Here is a 20,911-nt window from a genome sequence, read left to right as displayed (position 1 = left end):
TGTCAGCGGCGGCGCGGCGGCTGGTACTTGTACCCCACGTTGCGGACGGTCACGATGCGGCCGGCGTGCCGGCCCAGCTTGCGGCGCAGCCGCAGGACGTGCACGTCGACCGTGCGGCCGCCCTCGTCGTCGTACCGGTCCCAGACGGCGGCCATGAGCTGGCGGCGGTTGTAGACCCGGCCGGGGGCCGAGCTGAGGTAGTCGAGCAGTTCGAACTCCCGGAAGGTCAGCTCGATCTCCTCACCGCCGGCCCGGGCCACCCGCGCGGCCCGGTCCAGGACCAGTTCCTCTTCCTCGCCGTGGACGTCCCGCCGCGGCGGGGCCGCGGGCGCGCGCTCCCGCAGAACCGGCGGCTCCGGCGCGTCCGCCGCGGTCCCGGCGGGCACCAGGTAACCCACGATCATCAGCACGGCGCCGGTCTCCGGCACCGGGAGCACGCCGAGCACCGACCCCTGCCCGAGGTCGGGGGGCTCATGGCCCTGCTCGCGCCTGCGCTCCACAAAGTCGATCACGTTCTGGTGGGACATGCCCCTCTCCTTGCCTCGTGGCGTACCGGACGGTGGTGACCGCGGTCGTCAACAGGCGGCGGCGCAGACGCGCAGCAGGTCGATGTGCCGGCGCTGGGTCAACCTCCCCGAGGAACTCATGGGATCATCATGACAGCGATATTACCCGCTGTCCAGGTAGGAATAAGGGAGATCTATCGCTCAGGGGATGCGCGCGGCCCCCGCGGCGGCCATCGCCGCGCCGATGATCCCGGCCTCGTTCCGCAGCACGGCGGGCACCACCGGGGTGTCCCCGAGGTCGACGTACGGCAGGAACTTGTCGGCCTTCTTGCTCACGCCCCCGCCGACGACGATCAGGGTGGGCGACAGCAGGTCGCGCATATGCCTGAGGTACTCCTCCACCCGCCGGGCCCACTTGTCCCAGCTCAGGTCCTCCTCCTCGCGCACCCGGTCGGACGCGCGGTGCTCGGCCTCCTTGCCGCCGATCTCGATGTGGCCGAACTCCGTGTTGGGCACCAGCGCGCCGTCCACGAAGAGCGCGCTGCCGATGCCGGTGCCGAAGGTCAGCATGAGCACGACCCCGTGCCGGTCCCGGCCCGCGCCGAAGGTCATCTCGGCGACGCCGGCCGCGTCCGCGTCGTTGAGCACGACCGTCTGCTCGCCGAACAGGTCGCCGCCCTTCACTCCGATCCACGACTTGTCCACGTTGGCCGCCGTCCTGATGACCCCGTCGAGGACCACTCCGGGGAAGGTGACGCCCATCGGGCCGGTCCAGGAGAAGTGCTCCGCGATCTCGCGTACGGCCTGGGCGACGACCCCCGGCACGGCGGGACGCGGCGTCGGGACGCGCAGGCGCTCGCGGGTGAGCACGCCGGCGGCCGTGTCCACCGTGGCGCCCTTGATCCCGGAACCGCCGATGTCGATGCCCAGAACTTCCATGACTTTCCTCCTGGTCCGGCTGGACGGCTACCCAGTCGCTCCCGCCTCATGCGCGGTCGCGAGTATCGCACGACGTCGTGCGACCGGCCGGGTTACAGGAGGACAGGCCGGGTACGCCCCGAATCGGGGCAAATCACCACAAGGGGGACACGCATGATCAGCACACTCCACAAAATGGGACTGCGCTCCAACGTGATGTACGGCGCCGCTTTGGGGTCGATCGGCATGTCGATCGCCTCGTGGATCATCTCGAACAAATACGAGGCGGCCGGCATCGAACGCGCCGACCGCTGGGCGCTGTTCGTCGGCGAGTGGGCGCCGACCTTCTTCGCGATAGGGATCGCCCTGCGCATTGAGGAGATGGCCGAGGAGAAGGGGCGGGAGACCCCCGAGTGGCAGGAGCAGAGCAGCGACATCCGCCGTCCCACCCGCGCCGGCGTGTAGCGGGACGGGCAAGGGCTTCCACGAGCGGCCCGGATGGACCCGCCGGTCCCCCGGGCCGCTCCGTGCACTCCCCCGACTGTTCCCGGGCAGTGTCAGGCCGCGGCACGCAGGTGTCCGTGCGCCCATTCCTCGAAGGTCGTGAGCGGGATGCCGAGGGCCCGCGCGTACTCGGGGCGGGCGGGCTGACCGACCGTGTCGATGAACTCGTGTGAAGTGACGCCGGCTCCCGGCATCCCCGCGGCGACCGCCTCCTCCATGGTCATGTCGGGCGCGGTCAGCTCGGCGCCCAGAGCCCGGGAGAGGACCCCGGCGATTTCCCTCAGCGTCAGGTAGTCACTGGCCAGTTCCAGCTCGACCCCGTGGAACCGATCCGGCGCGGCGATGGCCGCGGCGGCCGCCGCGCCGATGTCGTCGACCGCGACGAGGGAGAGCCGGGTGCCGGGCTTCAGCACGGTCACGATGCCCCCCTCGACGCCGCGGGGCAACAGGTACGCCAGGGACGGAAGGAAGTTGTCCATGAAGAAGCCCGGCTTGATGATCGTCCAGTGCGTGAAGCCCGCCTCACGCACCCGGTCCTGGATGCCGGCCTTGGCGGCGTAGTAGGGCTCCATCTGTGCCCAGCGGCCTTCGGCCCAGCCGGGGGCCTCGGTGTGCTGACCCGCGCCGGAGACGGACGTGTGCACGAACTGCGGCACGCCCGCGGCCAGCGCGCCTTCGATCAGGTTGACGGCCTGGGTCAGCTCGCCCTCGAAGTCGAGGGCGTCTCCCTTCAACTGGGGCATCTGCACCGAGAAGACGGCCCGGGCCCCTCGCGTGGCCCTGATCACGGAGTCGCGGTCGTCGAGGTCGCCGGTGACCAGTTCGGCGCCGAGCGCTTCGACCGCCCTCGCTCTCTCGGTTGCCGGGTCGCGGACGAGCGCCCGTACGGGAACGCCGTTCGCGAGCAGGGCACGGGCGGTGGCGCCGCCCTGCCGTCCGGTGGCGCCGGTGACGAGGACGGGTGCGGGATCGGTGGGCATGAGGCCCCTCCTGTGATGTGCGTCGACAAAACGGCGGGCCCCGCCGTTTATGCTTCGGTAAGATACGGCGGACCCCGCCACTTAGCAACCATGAGGTGACGCCATGCCCGTCCAGCGTGCGGACGCCCGGCGCAACTACGCACGCCTGCTCGCCGTTGCCAAGGAGGCGATCGCCACGGAGGGCCCCGACGCGTCCCTGGAGCAGATCGCCCGCACCGCGGGAGTCGGATCCGCCACCGTGCGCCGGCATTTTCCCAGCCGCCACGCGCTGCTGGAGGCGGTCTTCCGCGAACGGGTCGAGACCCTGTGCGCCCACGCCCGCGACCTGACCGGCAGGGCCGACACCCGGGCCGCGCTGCTGGAATGGCTGAGCGCCGTCCTCGCGGACGCCGCGACCATACGAGGGCTGGCCACCGCGCTGACCCGCGACCGGGCGGACGACCCCGACGTGGCGCACGAGCACTGCTGCTCGGCGCAGCTCACCGAGGCGGGCGACCCGCTGGTGCGCCGCGCCGCGGACGACGGCGCGCTGGCACCGGGCGTGACCATCGGCGACCTGCTCGCCCTGATCACCGGCATCGCCCTGGCTACGGAACACCACCCGGACCCCGCCGCCGACGCACAGCGACTGCTCGGCCTGTCGATAGCGGGCGTCAGCCCCCTTCAGGGGTGACGGGACTCGGCCCGCCGGCGCTCCGTTAGGCTCGGCCCGCGTGACCCCCGATCCCGCCGCCGTCGCGCGCTGGCTGCGCACGCGGCCCGCCCGCGCGGCCGGCACCCGCGTGCTGGCCGTCGAGGGACGCTCGGGCGCGGGGAAGTCGACGCTGGCCACCGCCGTGGCCGCGGCGCTCGCCGCGCCGGTCGTCCGCATGGACGACCTGTACGACGGCTGGGACGGCCTGCAGGCAGGGGTGGACGCCCTGCTGGAATGGGTGCTGCGTCCCCTGGGCCGCGGGGGCCGGGCACGCTGGCGGCGCTACGACTGGACGCGGGGCCGGTACGCCGAATGGCACGAGGTGCCCGGGGCGGACGCCGTCGTGATCGAGGGCGTGGGCTGCGGCGCCCGCGAGGCGGGGCCGTACCTCAGCGGGCTGGTGTGGCTGGAGGCCGGTGAGGAGGTCCGCAGGACGCGGGCGCTCGCCCGCGACGGCGAACTGTACGCGCCCCACTGGCGCCGCTGGGCCGAGCAGGAGCGGCGGTACTACGCCCGCCACGACGTGCGCTCCCGGGCCGACCTCGTCATCGTCACCGGCTGAGCCGCGTCGTGCGGGCGTCCGGCCGTCGCTCAGCCCAGGCCTGCGCGATACTCCTCGTCGGTCACCGGCCCGTGCCAGTGGGTCTTGCCGTTCGCCGTGACGGCGATGTGCACCAGCGTGTCGTCGTCGACGGCGCCGTGCCAGTGCTTCTCTCCCGGCTGCACGTGGACCCAGTCGCCCGGCCCGATGAGCGTGCCCTTGGTCTCGCCCCAGCGCGTCACCACCCCGCGCCCCGACAGCACGTACAGCGCCTGCTCCCCGTCGTGAGTGTGCCAGCCCGAGCGGGCCTGCGGGTCGTAGGAGAAACGCTGGGCGCGCAGGCCGTCCGGCTCCACCTCCTTCAGCGCCTCCGCCTCCCACACGCCGTCGGTGAACCTGTCCGGTCCCGGCCGGGTGGCCTTGATCTCGCCTTCGCGTACGAACCTCATCGCTGTCTCCCTTCGCCATGAGCCGGCCACGTCAGGCCGGCGCCGCCCGCACCCATCCACGATCGCCGCCGAGGAAGCCCTCCATCGTGAGCCCGGCCTCGCGCAGCAGTTCCTCGAACCGGTCGTCCGTGCGGCGCCTGCTGACGAACGTGTGCGTCCATCGCCGGTCTCCCACGACGTACTCCATCGTCGCGGAGAGCAGATCCGGCTCGGGCCGGCTCACCTCCGTCATCCGGATCACCCGTCCGTCGCGGCGCGTCTCCGACGGCCCCACCGTCTCGTACCACTCGGGCGGCTGGCGCTGCAGGATCACGCACCCGTCCGGGGCGACGTGCCGGCGGCAGGTCCGCAGGAACGCCCGGCACAGGTCGTCGTCCGCGGTGTCGATCACGTACGACATCAGCAGGACCACGTCGAACACCCTCGGCAGGGACAGGTCCTGGATGCGGGACAGAACCGTCTCCGCCCCGTGGACGCGGGCGAGCATCTCGGGCGACTCGTCCACGGCGACCACCTCGTGGCCGAGCGCGAGGAGGGGATGGGTGATCCGGCCCACCCCGGCGCCGAGCTCGAGGATCGCCGCGCCCTCCGGTATCGCGGCGTGGACGATCTCGGGTTCGCCGCCGGGCGTGAGCGTCGCGTAGTAGTCGACCGCGCACCCGTCCGGAGTGATCGGGCCGGGGCCGGTGCCGTGATAGATCCGTTCTGGCAGCATGATCACCATCCTGCATCACGGGCCCGGCAGTGGCCCAGCCGTGGCGATTTGTCCGATTTCTGTCGGGTATTTCTTCCATGATGAGTTCTGCCGGACGGAGGTGACAGGCATGGGCGTTCCGATGCGACGGGAGTCCAGAGGTCTCGTTCCCGACCTGTTCGACCTGCTAGAGGCGCCGATGGCCGCGCTCCGGCCGATGGCCGGGCAGCAGATGCGGCTTGAGGACTACGTGAAGGACGACCGGTACGTGCTGCGCGCCGAACTGCCCGGAATCGACCCGGACAAGGACGTGGAGATCAGCGTGTCGAACGGTGTGCTGACCATCCACGCGGAACGGCGCCACGAGGAGCGGCAGGCGCACCGCACCGAGTTCCGGTACGGAGCCTTCACCCGGTCGATCGTGCTGCCGCCGAACGTGGACGAGAACGACGTGAAGGCCACCTATGACAAGGGGATCCTCGAGGTGAGCGTGCGGCTCGCCGAGGAGCGGGAGGAGCGCAGGCGAATCCCGATCGAGAAGCCGGGAGCCGGGCAGCAGCAGAGCTGAAGCGGCCCACGCCGGGCCCGTCCGCACCGCGCGGACGGGCCCGCGCCGCGCCGGCGACCTGCTGCCCGGCATCCTTCCTCGTCCGGCAGAGGCGACGCGGGCACGCCGGTCGCTCGACTCGGCTCAGGGCGCCGACGGCGACCGTACGACGGCGACCGGGCACTCGGCGTGGTGCAGCACCCCCCGGCTGACCGAGCCGAGCATCGCCGAGCCCACCACGCCTCTGCCGTGGGAGCCGACCACGAGCAGGCCGGCCCCGCGTGACGCCTGGACGAGCACGTCGACCGGGTGTCCGTAGGCGATCTCCTCGCGCACCGGCACCTCGGGATACCGCCTCCGCGGGTCCGCCAGCTTCTCCCGCGTGACGCGCTGACGGGCCTCGCGCACCTCCTCCACGTCGTAGGTGATCTCGGGCGCGAGCGGATGGGCGGGCAGGTGCCAGGCGTGCACGGCCCGCAGCGCGTCGCCGTGCGCCCTGGCCTGCTCGAAGGCGTACGCCAGGGCGGGCTCGCATTCGGGCGAGTCGTCCACGCCCACCGCGATCTCCCCCCTCTCGCCGCTCCAGCCGGGCCGTACGACGACGACCGGGCAGGGGGCGTGACCGGCGACGTGGGTGCTGACCGACCCGATGACGATGCCGGCGAAGCCGCCGAGTCCTTTGCTGCCGAGCACGATCTCGACGGCCTCCTTGGCCTTGTCCCGCAGGACGCGGGAGGGGATGCCCTCGATGATCTCCGTACTGATCTTCACGTCCGGCTGCCGCTCGCGGGCCACGGCCTCCGCGGCGGACAGCGCCCGTTCGGCGTGCGCGGTGAGCGGGTCGCCGCCCGCGACGGGGAACTTCGGGATGCCGTACGCCCAGTGGTCGACGACGGAGACGAAGCGCAACGGGCAGCCGCGGCGGGCCGCGTCGTCCGCGGCCCACCGCACGGCGGCCGTCGCGGCGGGCGAACCGTCGGTGCCGACGATGATCGGGCCGGACATGGACGCTCCTTCCTGATCTGCGTCTTCCTCACCGGGCCTTCCTGAACCACCTCCATGTGACCACCGGCGGCCGCGGCTCTCCAGGGGCGTAGGTCCTCAGCCCGGGGCCGATGCCGGGGCCGCGCGGCCGAGAGGGATGCTGGAGTCCTGGAGGTGGTCCGACATGGAATCGAAGCGCTGGACCGTCGAGATCTTCGTGAACGAGGACGACAACGACGACGTCACCACCGCGACCGCCGTGCTCTACACGCCCGCGGGACGACGCCACGAGAGCGTCGGCCGAGCCCGCCGCAACCCGGCCGACCGGCCCGTGCCCGACATCGGCGACGAGCTGGCGGCCGGACGGGCCCTGGCCGACCTGGGGGCGAAGCTCATCGGGGACGGCGCGGAGGACGTGGCACAGCTCGCCGGCCCCGCCTACGAGGCGTACTGAGGCCTTCACCCGCCCTCCGGAAGCGATGCCGGAAGCAGCCTGTGCTCGCCGAAGGCCGCAGCGCCGGGGACGGGCCTGGTAGCGGAGCCGGCGCCCGGGGGCTCCGCCCGAGCCCCCGGGCGTCCGCGCCCCACGTCCTCATTCCACGGTGTCCTCATTCCACGGTGTCCTCATTCCACGGTGTCCTCATTCCACGGGGTCCTCATTCCACGGGGTCGGCCGGGTCCTCGCCGAGGAGCCCCGCCGCCCGCATCTCGTCCGTCAGCCAGGCCATGGCCGCCTGCTCGCCTCCGGCCGGGCCGGTCCCGCCCGCCGGCGTGCCGTTCGCCGTACGGGGACCTCCCGGGACGTCGCCGGCCGGGCCGCCGGATGCCCGGCCCGCCGCGCCGGGCCCGGTGGCGTACGGCCGGGCGGCGGCCGTTCCCCCGCGCTTGCCCCGTGTCCCGGCGCCGCCGGGCGCCCCGCCCTGGTCGGCCGGCGGGACGCCACCGCCGGTCGCGGTGGCGCGCCCGCGCCGGCCTCCGGTGACGAGACCGCCGGGCACCGGCCCGTTGGCCGTCGTGCTCGCGCCGTACGCCGCCTGCGGCGGCATTCCGGACTGTGCCCCGGGGCCCGCCTGGCCGCCCTGACCCGTATGCCCGGATTCGCCGCCCGGCCCCCAGACCGCCGGCACGAGCAGCCCCGCGCCGGTCATCTCGGCGGTGAGCTGCCCGAGCAGCGTGTCCGCCTCGACCGGCTCCGGGGTGATCTGCGCGAGGGCCGGCGCGAGAGCGCGCAGCGCGTTCGGCATCCCCGCGCCGGTCCGGTGGAGGTCGCCGAGGTTCAGCGGGACGCAACTCGACCTGATGATGTGGAAGAGGTGATCGACCCGCCGCGCGTCCCGCCCGCTGTAGGGGCCCCGGAAGTCGCCGTGGTGGGCGAGCACCAGGGCCGCGAGGCCGGCGACGTGCGGCGCGGCCATGGAGGTGCCGTCCAGTGCGGCGTACCCGTCCGGGGGCACGGCCGACAGCACGGCCACGCCCGGGGCGCACACGTCGATCTCGGGGCCGTGACAGGTGAAGCGCGGCGAGAAGTAGCCGTCGCCGGTCATCGGCCCGCGGATCTCGGCCTCGTGGGCGGTGCCGGGCGGGAACGCGTCGACCTTGCCGACGGCCGCGACGGTCAGCACGCCGGGCAGGATGCCGGGGAAACCGACCGGTCCCCCGTCGTTGCCGGCGGCCACCACGCACGCCACCCCCGCCTCGCGCGCCTGCTCGATCTTCGCGGCCACGAGCGGGGAGTGGTGCCTGCTCGCCAGGCTCAGGTTGACGACGTCGATCCGCTGCTCGACGCAGTAATCCAGCGCCTCGATGAGGTCGCTGAACCGCCCGCCCGGGAAGATCTTGCAGGCGTGCACCTCGGCCTCGACCGCGAAGCCGACGACGCCGCGGCCGTCGTCGGCGCCCGAGACGACCGCCGCGCAGTGGGAGCCGTGGTAAGCGGCGTCGACGGACCAGCCGTCGGGCTCGCCGCCGACGAGGTCGACGCCGGCGCGGACGCGGTCACGCAGGTCGGGGTGCCGAACGTCGGCCCCGGAGTCGATGATGGCGATCCTGACGCCCGCGCCGCGAAGCGTGGGCGGCAGGCGGTCGAGGTTCATCGCCTGCTGGCCCCAGCCGAAGACCTGCTTGCCCGGGAAACCGCTGAAGGTCTCCGACAGGCGCATCGGCTCGATCAGGTTGTCCCGGGTCGTGGACAGGGCGGGGCGGTCGATGTGGACGCTCCAGTAGCCGGAGCGCGGCCGGACCGTCACCCCGGTGATCGACTCCGGGGTCTCGCCCACCATCGTGACCACCGCGCGGCCGTCGGCCCCGGTGGACGTCTGGGCGGGCCACCCGTGCCCGGTCACCAGGACGCTCGCGCCGGGCAGCGGCGTGCCGTCCGCGTCTCTGATCAGGAAGGCGAACGTGCTCTCCACGCCCGGCGGGACCACCGCCGGGGCGGGCCGCCGCCTGCGCGGCGGCTGGGGCACGTCGCTGTAGGTGAGCAGCCGGTCGCGCTCGAAGTAGAGCTGCGGATACTGCCGCCGCAGCGCCTCGGCGTGCTCGGCGGTCATCTCCGCCACGACCACAGCGGGGAACCCGGGTGCCTGAGCCCCCGGGTTCCCCGCCGTCCCCCGCAGGCGGCGCAGCACGCGCACCTCGGGGTCGTCCTCCAGCAGCCTGCGCACCGTGTCGCCGTCGAGAGCCGGCGCGGCTGCTCCCGGCGCCGCCGGATGCGGCTGGGGCAGCGCGGCCACCATGTAGCGCCGCGGCCGGGACTCCACCGGCTGCGGCGCCTGGCGGGACGCCTGCCGCCCCCGCGGGGACGCCGGGCGTGGCTCCTCGCTTCCGTCCTTGGGCTTGTCGTTACTGGTCACAAACGTCTCCGACTCTCCCCAGCTCAGGCTGGCGTGGCCGGCCGCGCTCCGTACGGCGCGGCGGGCAGTTCAGGCTCTGTCATCACATTTCGCCGGTCTCGGGACGGCGGGGGCCCGGACCGGCCGCCGGCCGGTCCGGGCCACCGAGGTGATCACGTCACAGCAGTGGAACCGTGGGCCGTCCGGGGGTGACGGCGCCGAGCGCGAACTGGATCTGCGCCAGGCACGCGTCGTACCGCCCGGCCCGGTACAGCTGTACCGCCTGCACCAGCAGCGGGATGATCCCCGCGACCTGGGGCGCCTGCGGGAGTGACGCCTGCAGCCAGCCGTACAGCCGCTGGAGCGTCATGGCGCAGTGCGCCTGCAGCGGCGCGACCGGCGCCGGATGCCCCATCGCGGCTCCCACGGCCGGGGGCGTCACCGGACCCATCCCGGGACCCATCGACTCCACGGTGTTCCTCCGATCAGAGTGCGGCACCGGCCGGCACCGGGACCTGCTGAGCGGCCTGCTGGTGCATCTGGCCGTACGGCTGGCCGTAGGCCTGGCCGTAGACCTGCGACAGCGGCTGCATGGTCAGCGGGACCTGCTGCCCGTACACCCCGTGGATCGAGGGGGCGCCGAACTGGAGGGCCTGCTGGCCGGGGTGCTGCGCGTACGCCTGGGTGGCGTACGGCTGGCCGTAAATCTGCGGGATCTGCTGGGCCTGGGCCTGGATGGCCTGCAGGGCCTGCAGAACCTGCGGCGGAAGCATCTGCTGCTGAACCTGCTGCTGGATCTGCTCGCGGACCTGGTGCTGGTAGAGCACGCCCTCCAGCATCTGGCGGGCCGCGGGAGCGCCGTAACGCACGCTGTACCGCGCGACCTTGGTCCAGAAGGTCACCGGGCTCACCAGGTGCTCCTGCGGGAGGATGTGCTCCTCCTGCTGGATCATCGCCAGGGGCGACAGCTGCTGCTGCAGCCCCGGGATCTGGTGACCGAGCTGCTGCAGGGGCGAGATCTGGTGCTGAGCGCCGTACCCCAGCGTGGTCGCCATGGTCGTGGGGTTCATAGCTGTGAACGTCATATTCACTCCTTCGGAGCCAGTAGGTCCGGCCCATCGCCGATGTGATTACATCGCGTGACAGATCAGTCGCACAACGTTATAGGCGTAATGAGTGAATAAGGCCGACTTGGTACTCGGGGCGCGACCGCCAGCCGACATCTCTCTTTGCCTTGACAAAATTGTTTGTCGGGCGGCATTCTTGAGGCATGAAAGACGTGGCGGTGATCGAGGATCCGGCGGCGGCGGAGGCCTCCCTGGATCCGATGCGGGCGCGGTTGCTCGCCGAGCTGACGGAGCCCAGCTCGGCGACCATGCTGGCGGCCAAGGTGGGGCTGCCGAGGCAGAAGGTGAACTACCACCTCAAGACTCTGGAGCGGCACGGCCTCGTGGAGCTGGTCGAGGAGCGCCGCAAGGGCAACGTCAACGAGCGGGTCATGCGGGCGACGGCGGCGTCGTTCGTGATCTCCCCCGCCGCGCTGGCGTCGGTCGCGCCCGACCCGTCGCGCTCGCCCGACCGTCTGTCGGCGCGGTGGCTGCTGGCACTCGCCGCCCAGCTCGTACGCGACGTGGGCACGCTGATCGTCGGAGCGTCCCAGGCGCGCAAGAAACTCGCGACGTTCGCCATCGACGGCCGGGTACGCTTCGCCTCGGCCGCCGACCGGGCCGCGTTCGCCGAGGAGCTGTCGGCCGCCGTGGCCACGCTCGTGAGCAAGTACCACGACGATTCAGCCGAAGGCGGGCGCGAGCACCGCCTGGTCGTCGCCGTCCATCCCGCCGTCCCCCGGACGGCCGACACTGAGGAGCGCTGAGACGTGCCCCACGAGTTCGACCTGCACAAGGAAATCGAGCTGGACGCGACCCCCGAGCAGGTCTGGGACGCGATCGCCACCGGCCCGGGGGTGGACTCCTGGTTCATGGGACGCACCGAGATCGAGCCCGTCGAGGGCGGCCGCGGCCGCTTCACGATGTTCGGCAACAGCGAGGGCACCACCGTGACCGCGTACGAGCCCGGCAAGCGGTTCGCCTACCGCAGCGACGAGAACCCCGACGGCACGTTCATGGCGATGGAGTACCTCATCGAGGGCCGCGACCACGGCAGCACGGTCCTGCGCCTGGTCCAGCACGGCTTCCTCGGCGACGACTGGGAGACCGAGTTCGAGGCGATGGGCGTCGGCTGGGACATGTACCTGCACAAGCTCGCGCAGTACCTCACGTACTTCCGCGGGCGCCCCGCCACGGTCGTGTCCGCCGTACGCCCCCAGGCGGCCGAGAACGAGCCGGCCTGGGCGGCGATCAAGGACGCGCTGGGCCTGGCGGGCGCCGTCCGGGTGGGCGACCCCGTACGGCTCGCGGTGGACGGGCTGGCGCCGGAGGACGGAGTGGTCGACTACGCCGGCTTCCCGACCTTCCTCGGCGTGCGGACCGCCGACGGGCTCTACCGGTTCATCCACTCCGGTCCGAAGCGGGGCAACGTGGTGGTCCTCGGGCACCACGTCTTCGCCGAGGACGCCGACCAGGAGCAGGTCGAGGCCGCCTGGCGGTCCTGGCTCTCCCGGCTCTTCCCCTGATCGTCCATCCGGATATCACGCACGTCCAAACTCCTGACCACGAAGGACATGACGATGACGAACACCCCTGACCTCGAATACACCATCACCCGCATCCTGGACGCTCCCCGCGAGACCGTCTTCAAGGCGTGGACCGAGCCGGAGCGCTTCAGCCAGTGGTTCGGCCCGCACGGCTTCACCACCCCGGTCTCGCTGATCACCATGGACCTGCGTCCCGGCGGCGAGTGGAGCGCGTGCCTCGTGTCGCCGGAGGGCGCGAAGGCCCCCCTCGGCGGGGTCTACCGGGAGATCGCGGCGCCCGAGCGGCTGGTGTTCACCACCGGCGACCCGGACAACCAGGAGGGCGCCGTGGCCTCGGTCGCGACCCTCACGCTCACCGACCTCGGGGACCGTACGGAGATGAGGTTCACCCAGGAGGGCTACAACACCGACGCGGCGCACGCCGAGGCCGCGAAGGCGGGCTGGCTCCAGTTCTTCGACCGGCTCGCCGAGCACCTCGCCTGAGGTCTCCCCCGGCCGTACGCCGCATCCCCGAAGACGCGGCGTACGGCCAGGTCGCGCAGACCCGGACGGCAGGGTCGTGCAGGCTCGGACGGCACAAGGATCAGGCTCGGACGGCACAAGCGCCAGGCCCAGATGGCACGGCCCTCAGGCCCAGATGGCACAGGGGATGCCGTCGGAGAAGACCTCGGGAGGATCGGGCAGGGGCCGGGCCTCCCCGGCGGCCACCCGCAGGGCCGTCCAGGCGGCGGCGCCCGCGTCGAGCACGTCGTCCACCCCCGCCGCCGCCCCGGCCCGGCCGAGGCCGCCCGCGAGCACGACGCCCGCCGCCGCCAGCAGCTCACGCCGCCGCTCGGCGCCCGCCCACGTCGTCTTCGGGTGCGGCAGGGGCGCCCCGGCGAGCCGGGCGAAGCTCAGCTCGGGGTGGATCTCCACGACCCGCCTGCCCGCCTCCCGCACCCAGCGCTCGACCTCCAGCAACTTCTCCTTGAGCCCGAACGCCTGGCGGGAAACGCCCTCGCCGGTCAGACGGCGGTTGACGGCCACGGCCGAGGCGTAGTCGTCCGCCTCCAGCGCGGCGCGCACCGGGGTCATGAACACCGATCTCCACCGGGGGCCGAGCTCCGCGCGCGCCCGCACGTCGGCGAGACGGCGGCCCCGGCCCGGCGGGCCGCCGGGGGCGCCGTCGGGCAGGCCGATCGGCATGTCCACGGCCACGACGGCGACCTCGCCGTCCGCGTCCGCCAGGGCGACCAGGTCCGCGACGCGAGGCGCGAAGTAGGCGCGGGCCGCACCCCCGTCCCCGGGGCCGGCGGGCGGGACCACCCCGATCCAGCCCGCTCTGCACGCGTCGACGCCGAGCACACGAGCCCCTGGAACCCGACCATCGTTCATGAAACCATGCTCAGCCCTGGCGGGGGACGACGTGGCCGAAGCGGAACAGGTTCGCCGGGTCGTACACCTCGCGCAGCTTCGCCAGCCGCCGCAGCGTTTCCGCCGGCCAGGCCCGGGAGATCTGCTCGGGGGCCAGGGCGCCGCCCTGGAAGTTGATCTGCGCGCCGCCGGTCGACCAGGGCGCGGCGGCCTCGATCACGGCCCGTACGGCGGCGGGGACGGCCGTGTCCATCAGCTCGGGCACCGGCGCGCCGATGGCCAGCAGCGTGAAGGCGGCGTCGCGCCCGCCCACGGCGTTCGGCTCCTTGGGCTGGCGGGCGAGCGCGCCGCCGAGCTGCCGCAGCTCGACCACGGCCAGCGGAACCCGCGCGCCCGGACCGGCGACCGCGAGCAGCGCCTCCACGGTCTCGGCGGTCAGCTCGCGCAGCAGCGCGCCCCGCTCCGCGACCGGCATGGGCTGGGTCGGGTCCTGGTGGATGGAGTCGATCGCCGCGTACGGCAGGGGCCCAACGGCGTCGAGCACCGGCTCGGCCACGGCCCGCAGGGGGGCCAGCAGCGCCTCGGCCTCCTGCCCGTCGCCCACGTGGGCCACCCGCAGGTGCACGACGAACTTGCCGCTGAGCTGCGGCGGCAGCTCGGGCAGCGGGGGCAGGCGCAGCAGCGCGACCGAGGTGGTGGTGGTCTCAGGCAGCGTGCCGGTCCAGGTCCTGTAGGCGTGCAGGACCCGCCCGGCGTCCTCAGCCGCGTAGAACAGGCCGCCGCCGTACAGGCCGGTGAGCGGCAGCAGGTCCACGGTGATCGAAGTGACGACGCCGAAGCCGGCCTTGCCGCCGCGCAGCGCCCAGAACAGGTCGGGCTCGCGGACCGCGTCGGCGGTGCGGACCACGCCGTCGCCGGTGACGACGGTCAGCTCCCGCACGTGGTCGGCCGCGAACCCGAAGGTCCGCGCGATCGGGCCGACGCCGCCGCCGAGCGTGAAGCCGACCACGCCGACGCCGGTCGCCGAGCCGCACAGCGGGGCCAGGCCGTACGGCGCCGCGGCGGCGATGACCTCGCCCCACGTGCAGCCGGCCGCGATCGTGGCGGTGCGGGCGGAGGGGTCCACCACGACCTCACGCATCGCGCGGGTGCTGATCAGGACCGCGCCGTCGGCCGCCTGCACGGCGCCGTGGCCGGTCGACTGCACGGCCACGGGCAGCCCGTGCACGGCGGCGAGCCGTACGGCCGCGGCCACGTCGCCGGCGTCCCGCGCCGCGACGATCACGGCGGGGCGGTGGCGCACGGCGAGGTTGAACCCGGCGGCCTCCTCCTCGAACCCGTCCTGTCCCGGAACCAGGACCCGGCCGGCGACCTGTCCCTGCAGCGCGTCTTCGATGGTGCTGTACATGTCCGTCCCTAAGATCGATTTGTCTGGAGTGAGTCGCTCTGGATTCCCGGGGCGACGGGGTGTGGCTGATGTCTGTCTGCTGCGGTTGTGGCTTCGAAGGAATGGCCGCCTCGTCGCCCTGGACGCCTTGGCCGCTCATTGAGATCTGATGCGGATCGTCGCTGATTAGGGACCTGGCGGCGGGCTTCGGATGTCGTCGTCTGTGACGGGGACAGTTGTCGCAGCCGGGTCTTGGTGTTCGCTTGCGCCTGCCGGGCCGGGGTTCGGCGGGGCGTTTGAAAGGGTTCCTAGAGACGTACTAGGAGTGTCCAAGACAGCCCGCGCACGCTGGGGCGATGTCGTCGCCGTCGAAGAAGCGCCAGCCGCGGTACGCCGGGGAGCCGGGACCGGCCGATCCCCCCTGCGACCCGGCGGCGTACGTCACGCACCCGGAGGCCCAACCGGACGCCAAGCCGGAGGGCCGACCGGACGCCCGGCAGGACGCTCAGCCGGAGGCCAGGTCTGATGTGCGATCCCACACCGTCCCGGACCCGCGGTCCGGTCCCGTCCCGGACGCCGCGCCGCCCGGCACGCTGCTGCTGCGCGAGGTGCCGGCGCACGCGGGCGCGCCGGGAGCCCGGATCATCGGCCCGGCACTGGAACGCGTCCTGCGCGAGACTCCGGCCGCCCGGTGCCGCCTCTACGTGCTGACCGACCTCGCCCGGCCGGTCGCCGCCGCCCCGCTCGCCGCCGCGCTGCTGGAGACCGGGGCGCCCGGGCACGTCCCACGGTGGGCCCTGCTGCACGCGCTCGCCGTGGCCGTGCCGCACCGCGGCCGGGGGCTGGGCCGCCGCCTGCTCGACGACCTGCTGATGGAGTTGCGCGCGGACGGCGTACGGGCCGTGTGGTTCCTCCCCGGGCCGGGGGATGACGGCCCGCGCGCCCTGCTGGAGAGCGCGGGTTTCAGGGATGGAGCCGGCCGCGGGTTCTCTCGCGAGAACGAGCGGACATATGGGTATGATGAGCCAGAAATCCGGCCCTGGGCCGCCTGGCTCTTTCGGGAGTTGTGATGCGCACGAGCATCGACGGCGCGCGATCACCGGCGCCGCGCCCGGGCCTCGACGGCCGCCAGGGCCCCCCACTGGACTTCCGCCTCCTCGGCACGCTGGAGGTCGCCGACGGCGCGGGGACGATCCTCGATCTCGGGCCCCGCAAGCAACGGGCCGTGCTGGCGCTGCTGTTGCTGAACGCGCCCCACGTCGTGCCGCTCGACCAGCTCATCGACCGGCTGTGGCGGGACGAGCCGCCCTCCAGCGCCACAGGAACGCTCCAGGCGTACATCTCGCATCTGCGCAGGACGCTCGAACCCCGGCGCAGCCCGCGCTCCCCCGCCCGGGTCCTGCGGACGCGGGAGCCCGGCTACCTGCTGGACATCGAGCCGGACCAGGTCGACGCCGAGCGGTTCGGCCGGGCGGCCGAGGCCGCGCACGCCGCTCTGGCCGAAGGCCGTCCCGAGGAGGCCGAGCGCATCCTGGGCCCGGCGCTGGCGCTGTGGCGGGGCGAGCCGCTGGCCGACCTGGCCGACGAGCCGTTCGCCCGCCCCACCGTCGCCCGCCTGGGCGAGACCCGCCTGCACGCGCTGACCGTACGCGCCGAGGCGTGGCTCGCGCTCGGGCGGGCGGCCGAGGTGACGGTCGAGGTCGAGCGCCTGCTCGAACAGGACCCCTACCGCGAGGGCCTGTGGGCGCTGCTCATGCGGGCCCTCTACCGGGAGCGCAGGCAGGCCGAGGCGCTGGCCGTCTACCAGCGTTGCCGCACGCTGCTCGGCGACGAACTGGGCCTTGACCCGAGTCCCGAACTGCGGCGGCTGGAGCAGGCCATCCTCGTCCAGGACGAGTCCCTGGCGGGGGTGTGGGCCCCCGTGGTCGCCGCACCGCCGGAGCCGGGCCCGAGGACGGGCACGGGGGAGGGCGCCGAGGGCGGCCCGGCGGACGGGAAGGCCGGGAACGAGAACGCCGGGAACGCGGCCGTGCCGGGACTGGTGGGGCGGGAGCCGCACCTGCGCCGGATCGCCGAGCGGCTCGACGACCTGCGCCGGGGCGTGGGCGGGGTGTTCCTGGTGAGCGGGGAGTCCGGCATCGGCAAGACCCGCCTCGCCGAGGCCGCCGCGAGCATGGCGGCCGAGCGCGGGGCCGCGGTGGCCTGGAGCAGGTGCGTCGAGGGCAGTGGCGCCCCCGCGTTCTGGCCCTGGATCCAGGCGCTCAACGCCCTGGGTGCGGACCGGACTCCGGAAACGGCCCAGGCTCGGGGAACGGCCCAGGCTCGGGGAACGGCGACCGGCGAGGCCGGGGAGGCGGGCTGCGACCTCGCCAGGCTCGCCCACCGCCTCTCGGACGGCGACCGTACGGACACGACGGACACCGCCGACCCCGACACCGCCCGGTTCCTGCTGCACGACAGCGTGGCGCGGGCGCTCACGCGGCGGGCCTGCGCCGCCCCGGTGCTGGTCGTGGTGGAGGACCTGCACTGGGCCGACGCCGCCTCGCTGAAGCTGCTCACCTTCCTCGGCGCCGACCTGCACCGCGTGCCGCTGCTGGTGCTCGCCACCGTACGGCCCGAGCCGGCGGTGGACAGGCAGGCACTGACCGAGGCACTCGGCGAGCTGACCCGCCAGCGCGGCACCGAACGGCTGGCCGTCACTCCGCTCACTCCTGAGCAGATCGCCGACTACCTGCGCGAAACGGGATGGGCCTGGCCGGAGCTCGCCTCGGCGCTGCACGACAGGACCGGCGGCAACCCGTTCTTCCTGGGCGAGCTGCTGCGCCTGCTGACCAGCACCCATCCCGACGGCCGGGTGGGCGTGGCGGACGTGCTCGCCCTGGCGGTGCCCGACGGCGTGCGCGACGTGATCAACCAGCGGGTGTCGCGGCTGCCGGAGGACTCCCAGACCCTGCTGCGGGCGGCCGCCGTGATCGGCAGGGACGTGGACGCCGACGTGCTGGAGACCGCGACCGGAGTCGGCGGCGCCCGGGTCATGATGCTGCTCGAACCGGCCGTCGCCATCGGGCTGCTGGTCGAGGTCGACGGCGGCTGGGACTACCGCTTCTCCCACGCGCTGGTGCAGGAGGCGCTGTATTCCGGGCTCAGCCGCAGGCAGCGGGCCCAGCTCCACGGCCGGGTGGGCGAGGCCATCGAGACCCTGCGGTGGGGTGAGGCCGGGTCGCGCCTGCCCGCGCTGGCCCACCACTTCGGGCTGGCCGCCCGGGTCGGCTACGCGGACAAGGCCGTCTCGTACGCGGTGGAGGCGGCCGAGCAGGCGACGGCCCGGCTCGCCTACGACGAGGCCGTCCTCTACTGGGAGCAGGCCCTCGACGCCTGCGCCGCCGGGCCCGCGGCCACCCGGTGCGCCCTGCTGATCGGCCTCGGCAAGGCCAGGCGGGTGACCGGTGACGTGGAGGGGGCGCGGGGCGCCCTGGACGAGGCCGTGACGCTCGCGACCGGCATCGGCGACGACCACGCCGTCATCGAGGCGGCCACCGTCTTCGGCGGCGTCACGTTGTGGAACTGGCGCTCGTACGGCGTGGTGGACCAGCGCATGGTGACCGTGCTGGAGGACCAGCTCTCCCGGCTCGACCCGGACGCCGTACGCACCCGCGCGGAGCTGCTCGGCACGCTCGGCGTCGAGCTCTACTACGGCGACCGGCGCGAGGAGGGCCGTCGCCACGCCCTGGAGGCCGTGGAGCTGGCCCGGCGCACCGGCGACCCCCTGCTGCTGGCCCGCACGCTGAACAACTTCGTCATCGCGGCCTGGACGCCCGAGCACGAGGAGGAGCGCTACCGGGCGGCCGAGGAGATGCTGGGCCTCCCCGGCCTGCCCAGGGCCACCGAGATCGTCGCCCGCCTGCACCGCATGCCCAAGCTGTTGAAGGCGGGCCTGCTCGCCGACTACGACGCGGAGCTGGCTCGCTGCCTGCGGCTCACCGCCGAGGTGCGGATGCCGGAGATCGAGACCCAGGTCGTGTACGCCGCGGCCGGGCGAGCGGTGCTGGCGGGCGACTGGGCGGAGGCGAAGCGCCTCGCGGACCTCGGCACCGGGAGCTACCGCCGCACCAGCCTCTGGGGGCCGGACGTCCTGAAGCGGATCCACTCGTTCTTCGTCGCATGGGGCCAGGGCCGGGGCAGCGAGTTCCTCGCCGAGCTCGTCGACACCGCGGCCGACGAGTCCAACATGGTCGCGCGCCCCACGGCCGTGCTCGCGGCGATCGAGGCGGGGGACCGCGACCTGGCCCACCGGCTGATCGACCGCTGGGGAACGGTGGCGCCGCGGGACTGGACGTGGCAGTTCGTCGTCTGGCAGTGGGGTCTGGTCGCCGCGCGGCTCGGCCGTCCCGACCCCCACGCCATGCTCGCGGAGCTGCGGCCCATCGCCCACGAGCTGGTGATGATGGGCACCGGCTGCGTCGCCTGGGGCCCGCTCCACGACGTGGTCGCCCGGCTCCTGCACCGGGTCGGCGACGTTCCGGCCGCCCTGGCGCACGCGGAGGCCGCGCGGGACGCCCACCGGCGGCTCGGCCTGCCCCATCTCGTGAGTCGCAGCGAGGCCCTCCTGCGCGAGATCCGTGCGGCCGCGGCGGACCTCGACCACACCGGCGACGCGCCGGCCTGACGCCGTTCGGAGTTCCGGAGGCGGCCAGGTGCGGGGCGTTCGCAACTGCGCCGCGCCTGCTCTTGTCGAGATGCTGCGGCGGCTTTTCCGCGGCATCGTGGGTGCCATGAGGCAGCGACAGGCCGCCCCCGGGCATGGCCACGAGCACGAACACGGCCATGGGCACGGGCATGGGCACGGCGCGGCGACGCTCCGCGCGCGGGTGGCGCATCTGCTGCGTCCGCACTCGCACGAGCCCGCCGACAAGGTCGACCCGGTGATGGAGTCGTCCGCCCGGGGGATGCGCGCGCTGTGGGTGTCGCTGGCCGGTCTCGGCGCGACCACGCTGGTCCAGGCGGCGGTGGTGGCCCTGTCGGGCTCGGTGGCGCTGCTGGGCGACACCCTGCACAACGCGGCCGACGCGCTGACCGCCGTGCCGCTCGGGCTCGCGTTCCTGCTGGGCCGCCGCCCGCCCACCCGCCGCTACACCTACGGCTACGGACGGGCCGAGGACCTGGCAGGCGTGGTCATCGTCATGACGATCGCCGCCTCCTCGATCGCCGCTGCGTACGCCGCGATCGGGCGGCTCCTGGAGCCCCGAGAGGTCTCCCACCTGGGGGCCGTCGCGGCGGCGGCGCTCGTGGGCTTCGCCGGTAACGAACTGGTCGCCCGCCACCGCATCCGCGTCGGACGTGAGATCGGCTCGGCGGCCCTCGTCGCCGACGGGCTGCACGCCCGCACCGACGGCTTCACCTCACTGGCCGTGCTGGCCGGTGCCGGAGGGGCGGCCCTGGGCTGGACCTGGGCCGACCCCGTCGTCGGCCTGCTCATCACGGTCGCGATCCTGATGGTGCTGCGGCAGGCGGCGCGGGAGGTGTATCGGCGGCTGATGGACGCCGTCGACCCCGCTCTCGTGGACCGCGCCGAGGCGACCCTGCGGGGCACGCCCGGCGTGCTCGGCCTGGGTCAGGTGCGGCTGCGCTGGATCGGCCACCGGCTCAGGGCCGAGTGCGAGGTCGTCGTCGACCCGGCGGCCACGGTGGTGGAGGCCCACCGGGTCGCGGCCGAGGCCGAGCACAACCTGATCCACGCCATCCCCCGGCTGACGGCCGCCATCGTGCACGCCGATCCGCTGCCTCACGACGGCGTGGACCACCACGCCGTCCTCGACGGCCACCGGCACGACCATCCCCCGGCCGGCCTCGTCCGGCACCGCGCCGGCTGA

The 20,911-nt window shown here is 73.7% G+C and carries 22 protein-coding genes; 11 read left to right on the top strand and 11 right to left on the bottom strand.

Features of this window, described 5'->3' with window-relative positions; translation table 11 throughout:
* Window positions 1–2: 2 nt before the first annotated feature.
* Window positions 3–527: a winged helix-turn-helix domain-containing protein gene (locus tag IL992_RS48615; RefSeq protein WP_193207439.1), complete on the bottom strand. Its 525-nt coding sequence runs from the start codon at window positions 525–527 to the stop codon at window positions 3–5.
* Between the two features lie 180 nt (window positions 528–707).
* Entirely contained in the window at window positions 708–1,445 is a 738-nt protein-coding gene (gene ppgK / locus IL992_RS34100; protein ID WP_193207438.1) for a polyphosphate--glucose phosphotransferase, read from the bottom strand.
* Between the two features lie 153 nt (window positions 1,446–1,598).
* Between ppgK and IL992_RS34095 the strand changes: the two genes are divergently transcribed.
* The gene (locus IL992_RS34095) at window positions 1,599–1,889 is read left to right on the top strand and encodes a hypothetical protein (protein ID WP_193207437.1); all 291 of its coding nucleotides are present in this window, start codon (window positions 1,599–1,601) and stop codon (window positions 1,887–1,889) included.
* A gap of 92 nt (window positions 1,890–1,981) precedes the next feature.
* On the opposite strand, the gene IL992_RS34090 is transcribed toward IL992_RS34095, so the two are convergent.
* Entirely contained in the window at window positions 1,982–2,908 is a 927-nt protein-coding gene (locus IL992_RS34090; RefSeq protein WP_193207436.1) for an NmrA/HSCARG family protein, read from the bottom strand.
* A 103-nt stretch (window positions 2,909–3,011) separates the two neighbouring features.
* Between IL992_RS34090 and IL992_RS34085 the strand changes: the two genes are divergently transcribed.
* Window positions 3,012–3,581 (top strand): TetR/AcrR family transcriptional regulator, encoded by a 570-nt coding sequence (locus IL992_RS34085; RefSeq protein ID WP_193207435.1) that lies wholly within the window; start codon window positions 3,012–3,014, stop codon window positions 3,579–3,581.
* A 40-nt stretch (window positions 3,582–3,621) separates the two neighbouring features.
* On the top strand, window positions 3,622–4,164 hold the full coding sequence (locus IL992_RS34080) for a nucleoside/nucleotide kinase family protein (RefSeq protein WP_193207434.1): 543 nt from the start codon (window positions 3,622–3,624) through the stop codon (window positions 4,162–4,164).
* Between the two features lie 29 nt (window positions 4,165–4,193).
* On the opposite strand, the gene IL992_RS34075 is transcribed toward IL992_RS34080, so the two are convergent.
* Both IL992_RS34075 and IL992_RS34070 read right to left on the bottom strand, forming a co-directional pair.
* Window positions 4,194–4,592, bottom strand: coding sequence for a cupin domain-containing protein (locus IL992_RS34075; RefSeq protein WP_193207433.1), 399 nt, complete (start codon window positions 4,590–4,592; stop codon window positions 4,194–4,196).
* 31 nt (window positions 4,593–4,623) lie between these two features.
* Entirely contained in the window at window positions 4,624–5,307 is a 684-nt protein-coding gene (locus IL992_RS34070; RefSeq protein WP_193207432.1) for a class I SAM-dependent methyltransferase, read from the bottom strand.
* 109 nt (window positions 5,308–5,416) lie between these two features.
* On the opposite strand from IL992_RS34070, the gene IL992_RS34065 reads away from it, so the two are divergent.
* Window positions 5,417–5,854 carry an Hsp20/alpha crystallin family protein gene (locus tag IL992_RS34065; RefSeq protein WP_193207431.1) on the top strand — a complete coding sequence of 146 codons (438 nt, stop codon included), beginning with the start codon at window positions 5,417–5,419 and terminating at the stop codon, window positions 5,852–5,854.
* Window positions 5,855–5,977: 123 nt separating this feature from the next.
* Here IL992_RS34065 and IL992_RS34060 read toward each other — a convergent pair whose 3' ends face one another.
* Complete coding sequence (locus IL992_RS34060; protein ID WP_193207430.1) at window positions 5,978–6,838, bottom strand: universal stress protein; 861 nt, start codon at window positions 6,836–6,838, stop codon at window positions 5,978–5,980.
* 163 nt (window positions 6,839–7,001) lie between these two features.
* Between IL992_RS34060 and IL992_RS34055 the strand changes: the two genes are divergently transcribed.
* Window positions 7,002–7,271, top strand: coding sequence for a DUF1876 domain-containing protein (locus tag IL992_RS34055; protein WP_193207429.1), 270 nt, complete (start codon window positions 7,002–7,004; stop codon window positions 7,269–7,271).
* Window positions 7,272–7,473: 202 nt separating this feature from the next.
* On the opposite strand, the gene IL992_RS34050 is transcribed toward IL992_RS34055, so the two are convergent.
* The 3 genes from IL992_RS34050 to IL992_RS34040 form a co-directional block, all read right to left on the bottom strand.
* The gene (locus IL992_RS34050; protein WP_193207428.1) at window positions 7,474–9,669 is read right to left on the bottom strand and encodes a S8 family serine peptidase; all 2,196 of its coding nucleotides are present in this window, start codon (window positions 9,667–9,669) and stop codon (window positions 7,474–7,476) included.
* A gap of 157 nt (window positions 9,670–9,826) precedes the next feature.
* Window positions 9,827–10,111 carry a hypothetical protein gene (locus tag IL992_RS34045; protein ID WP_193207427.1) on the bottom strand — a complete coding sequence of 95 codons (285 nt, stop codon included), beginning with the start codon at window positions 10,109–10,111 and terminating at the stop codon, window positions 9,827–9,829.
* Between the two features lie 22 nt (window positions 10,112–10,133).
* On the bottom strand, window positions 10,134–10,733 hold the full coding sequence (locus tag IL992_RS34040; protein WP_193207426.1) for a hypothetical protein: 600 nt from the start codon (window positions 10,731–10,733) through the stop codon (window positions 10,134–10,136).
* 185 nt (window positions 10,734–10,918) lie between these two features.
* On the opposite strand from IL992_RS34040, the gene IL992_RS34035 reads away from it, so the two are divergent.
* The 3 genes from IL992_RS34035 to IL992_RS34025 are packed head-to-tail and all read left to right on the top strand — an operon-like array spanning window position 10,919 to window position 12,784.
* Window positions 10,919–11,521, top strand: coding sequence for an ArsR/SmtB family transcription factor (locus tag IL992_RS34035; RefSeq protein ID WP_193207425.1), 603 nt, complete (start codon window positions 10,919–10,921; stop codon window positions 11,519–11,521).
* Window positions 11,522–11,524: 3 nt separating this feature from the next.
* Window positions 11,525–12,280, top strand: a complete 756-nt coding sequence (locus IL992_RS34030) for an SRPBCC family protein (protein ID WP_193207424.1) — start codon at window positions 11,525–11,527, stop codon at window positions 12,278–12,280.
* Window positions 12,281–12,334: 54 nt separating this feature from the next.
* Window positions 12,335–12,784: an SRPBCC family protein gene (locus IL992_RS34025; protein WP_226874243.1), complete on the top strand. Its 450-nt coding sequence runs from the start codon at window positions 12,335–12,337 to the stop codon at window positions 12,782–12,784.
* A gap of 144 nt (window positions 12,785–12,928) precedes the next feature.
* On the opposite strand, the gene IL992_RS34020 is transcribed toward IL992_RS34025, so the two are convergent.
* Both IL992_RS34020 and IL992_RS34015 read right to left on the bottom strand, forming a co-directional pair.
* The gene (locus IL992_RS34020) at window positions 12,929–13,675 is read right to left on the bottom strand and encodes a DUF429 domain-containing protein (protein ID WP_193207422.1); all 747 of its coding nucleotides are present in this window, start codon (window positions 13,673–13,675) and stop codon (window positions 12,929–12,931) included.
* Window positions 13,676–13,685: 10 nt separating this feature from the next.
* Window positions 13,686–15,062, bottom strand: coding sequence for an FAD-binding oxidoreductase (locus IL992_RS34015; protein ID WP_193207421.1), 1,377 nt, complete (start codon window positions 15,060–15,062; stop codon window positions 13,686–13,688).
* 335 nt (window positions 15,063–15,397) lie between these two features.
* Between IL992_RS34015 and IL992_RS34010 the strand changes: the two genes are divergently transcribed.
* From IL992_RS34010 to IL992_RS34000, 3 genes are all read left to right on the top strand, one after another.
* Window positions 15,398–16,111 carry a GNAT family N-acetyltransferase gene (locus IL992_RS34010; RefSeq protein ID WP_193207420.1) on the top strand — a complete coding sequence of 238 codons (714 nt, stop codon included), beginning with the start codon at window positions 15,398–15,400 and terminating at the stop codon, window positions 16,109–16,111.
* Window positions 16,111–19,707: a BTAD domain-containing putative transcriptional regulator gene (locus IL992_RS34005; RefSeq protein WP_193207419.1), complete on the top strand. Its 3,597-nt coding sequence runs from the start codon at window positions 16,111–16,113 to the stop codon at window positions 19,705–19,707. The genes IL992_RS34010 and IL992_RS34005 overlap by 1 nt, the downstream gene beginning before the upstream one ends.
* 106 nt (window positions 19,708–19,813) lie before the next feature.
* Window positions 19,814–20,911, top strand: a complete 1,098-nt coding sequence (locus tag IL992_RS34000; RefSeq protein WP_193207418.1) for a cation diffusion facilitator family transporter — start codon at window positions 19,814–19,816, stop codon at window positions 20,909–20,911.

This window comes from Microbispora sitophila (assembly GCF_014892245.1).
GTDB classification, from domain to species: Bacteria; Actinomycetota; Actinomycetes; order Streptosporangiales; family Streptosporangiaceae; genus Microbispora; species Microbispora siamensis.
Note: the sequence above shows the minus strand (reverse complement) of the source record. Positions and strands in the feature narration are given on the sequence as shown.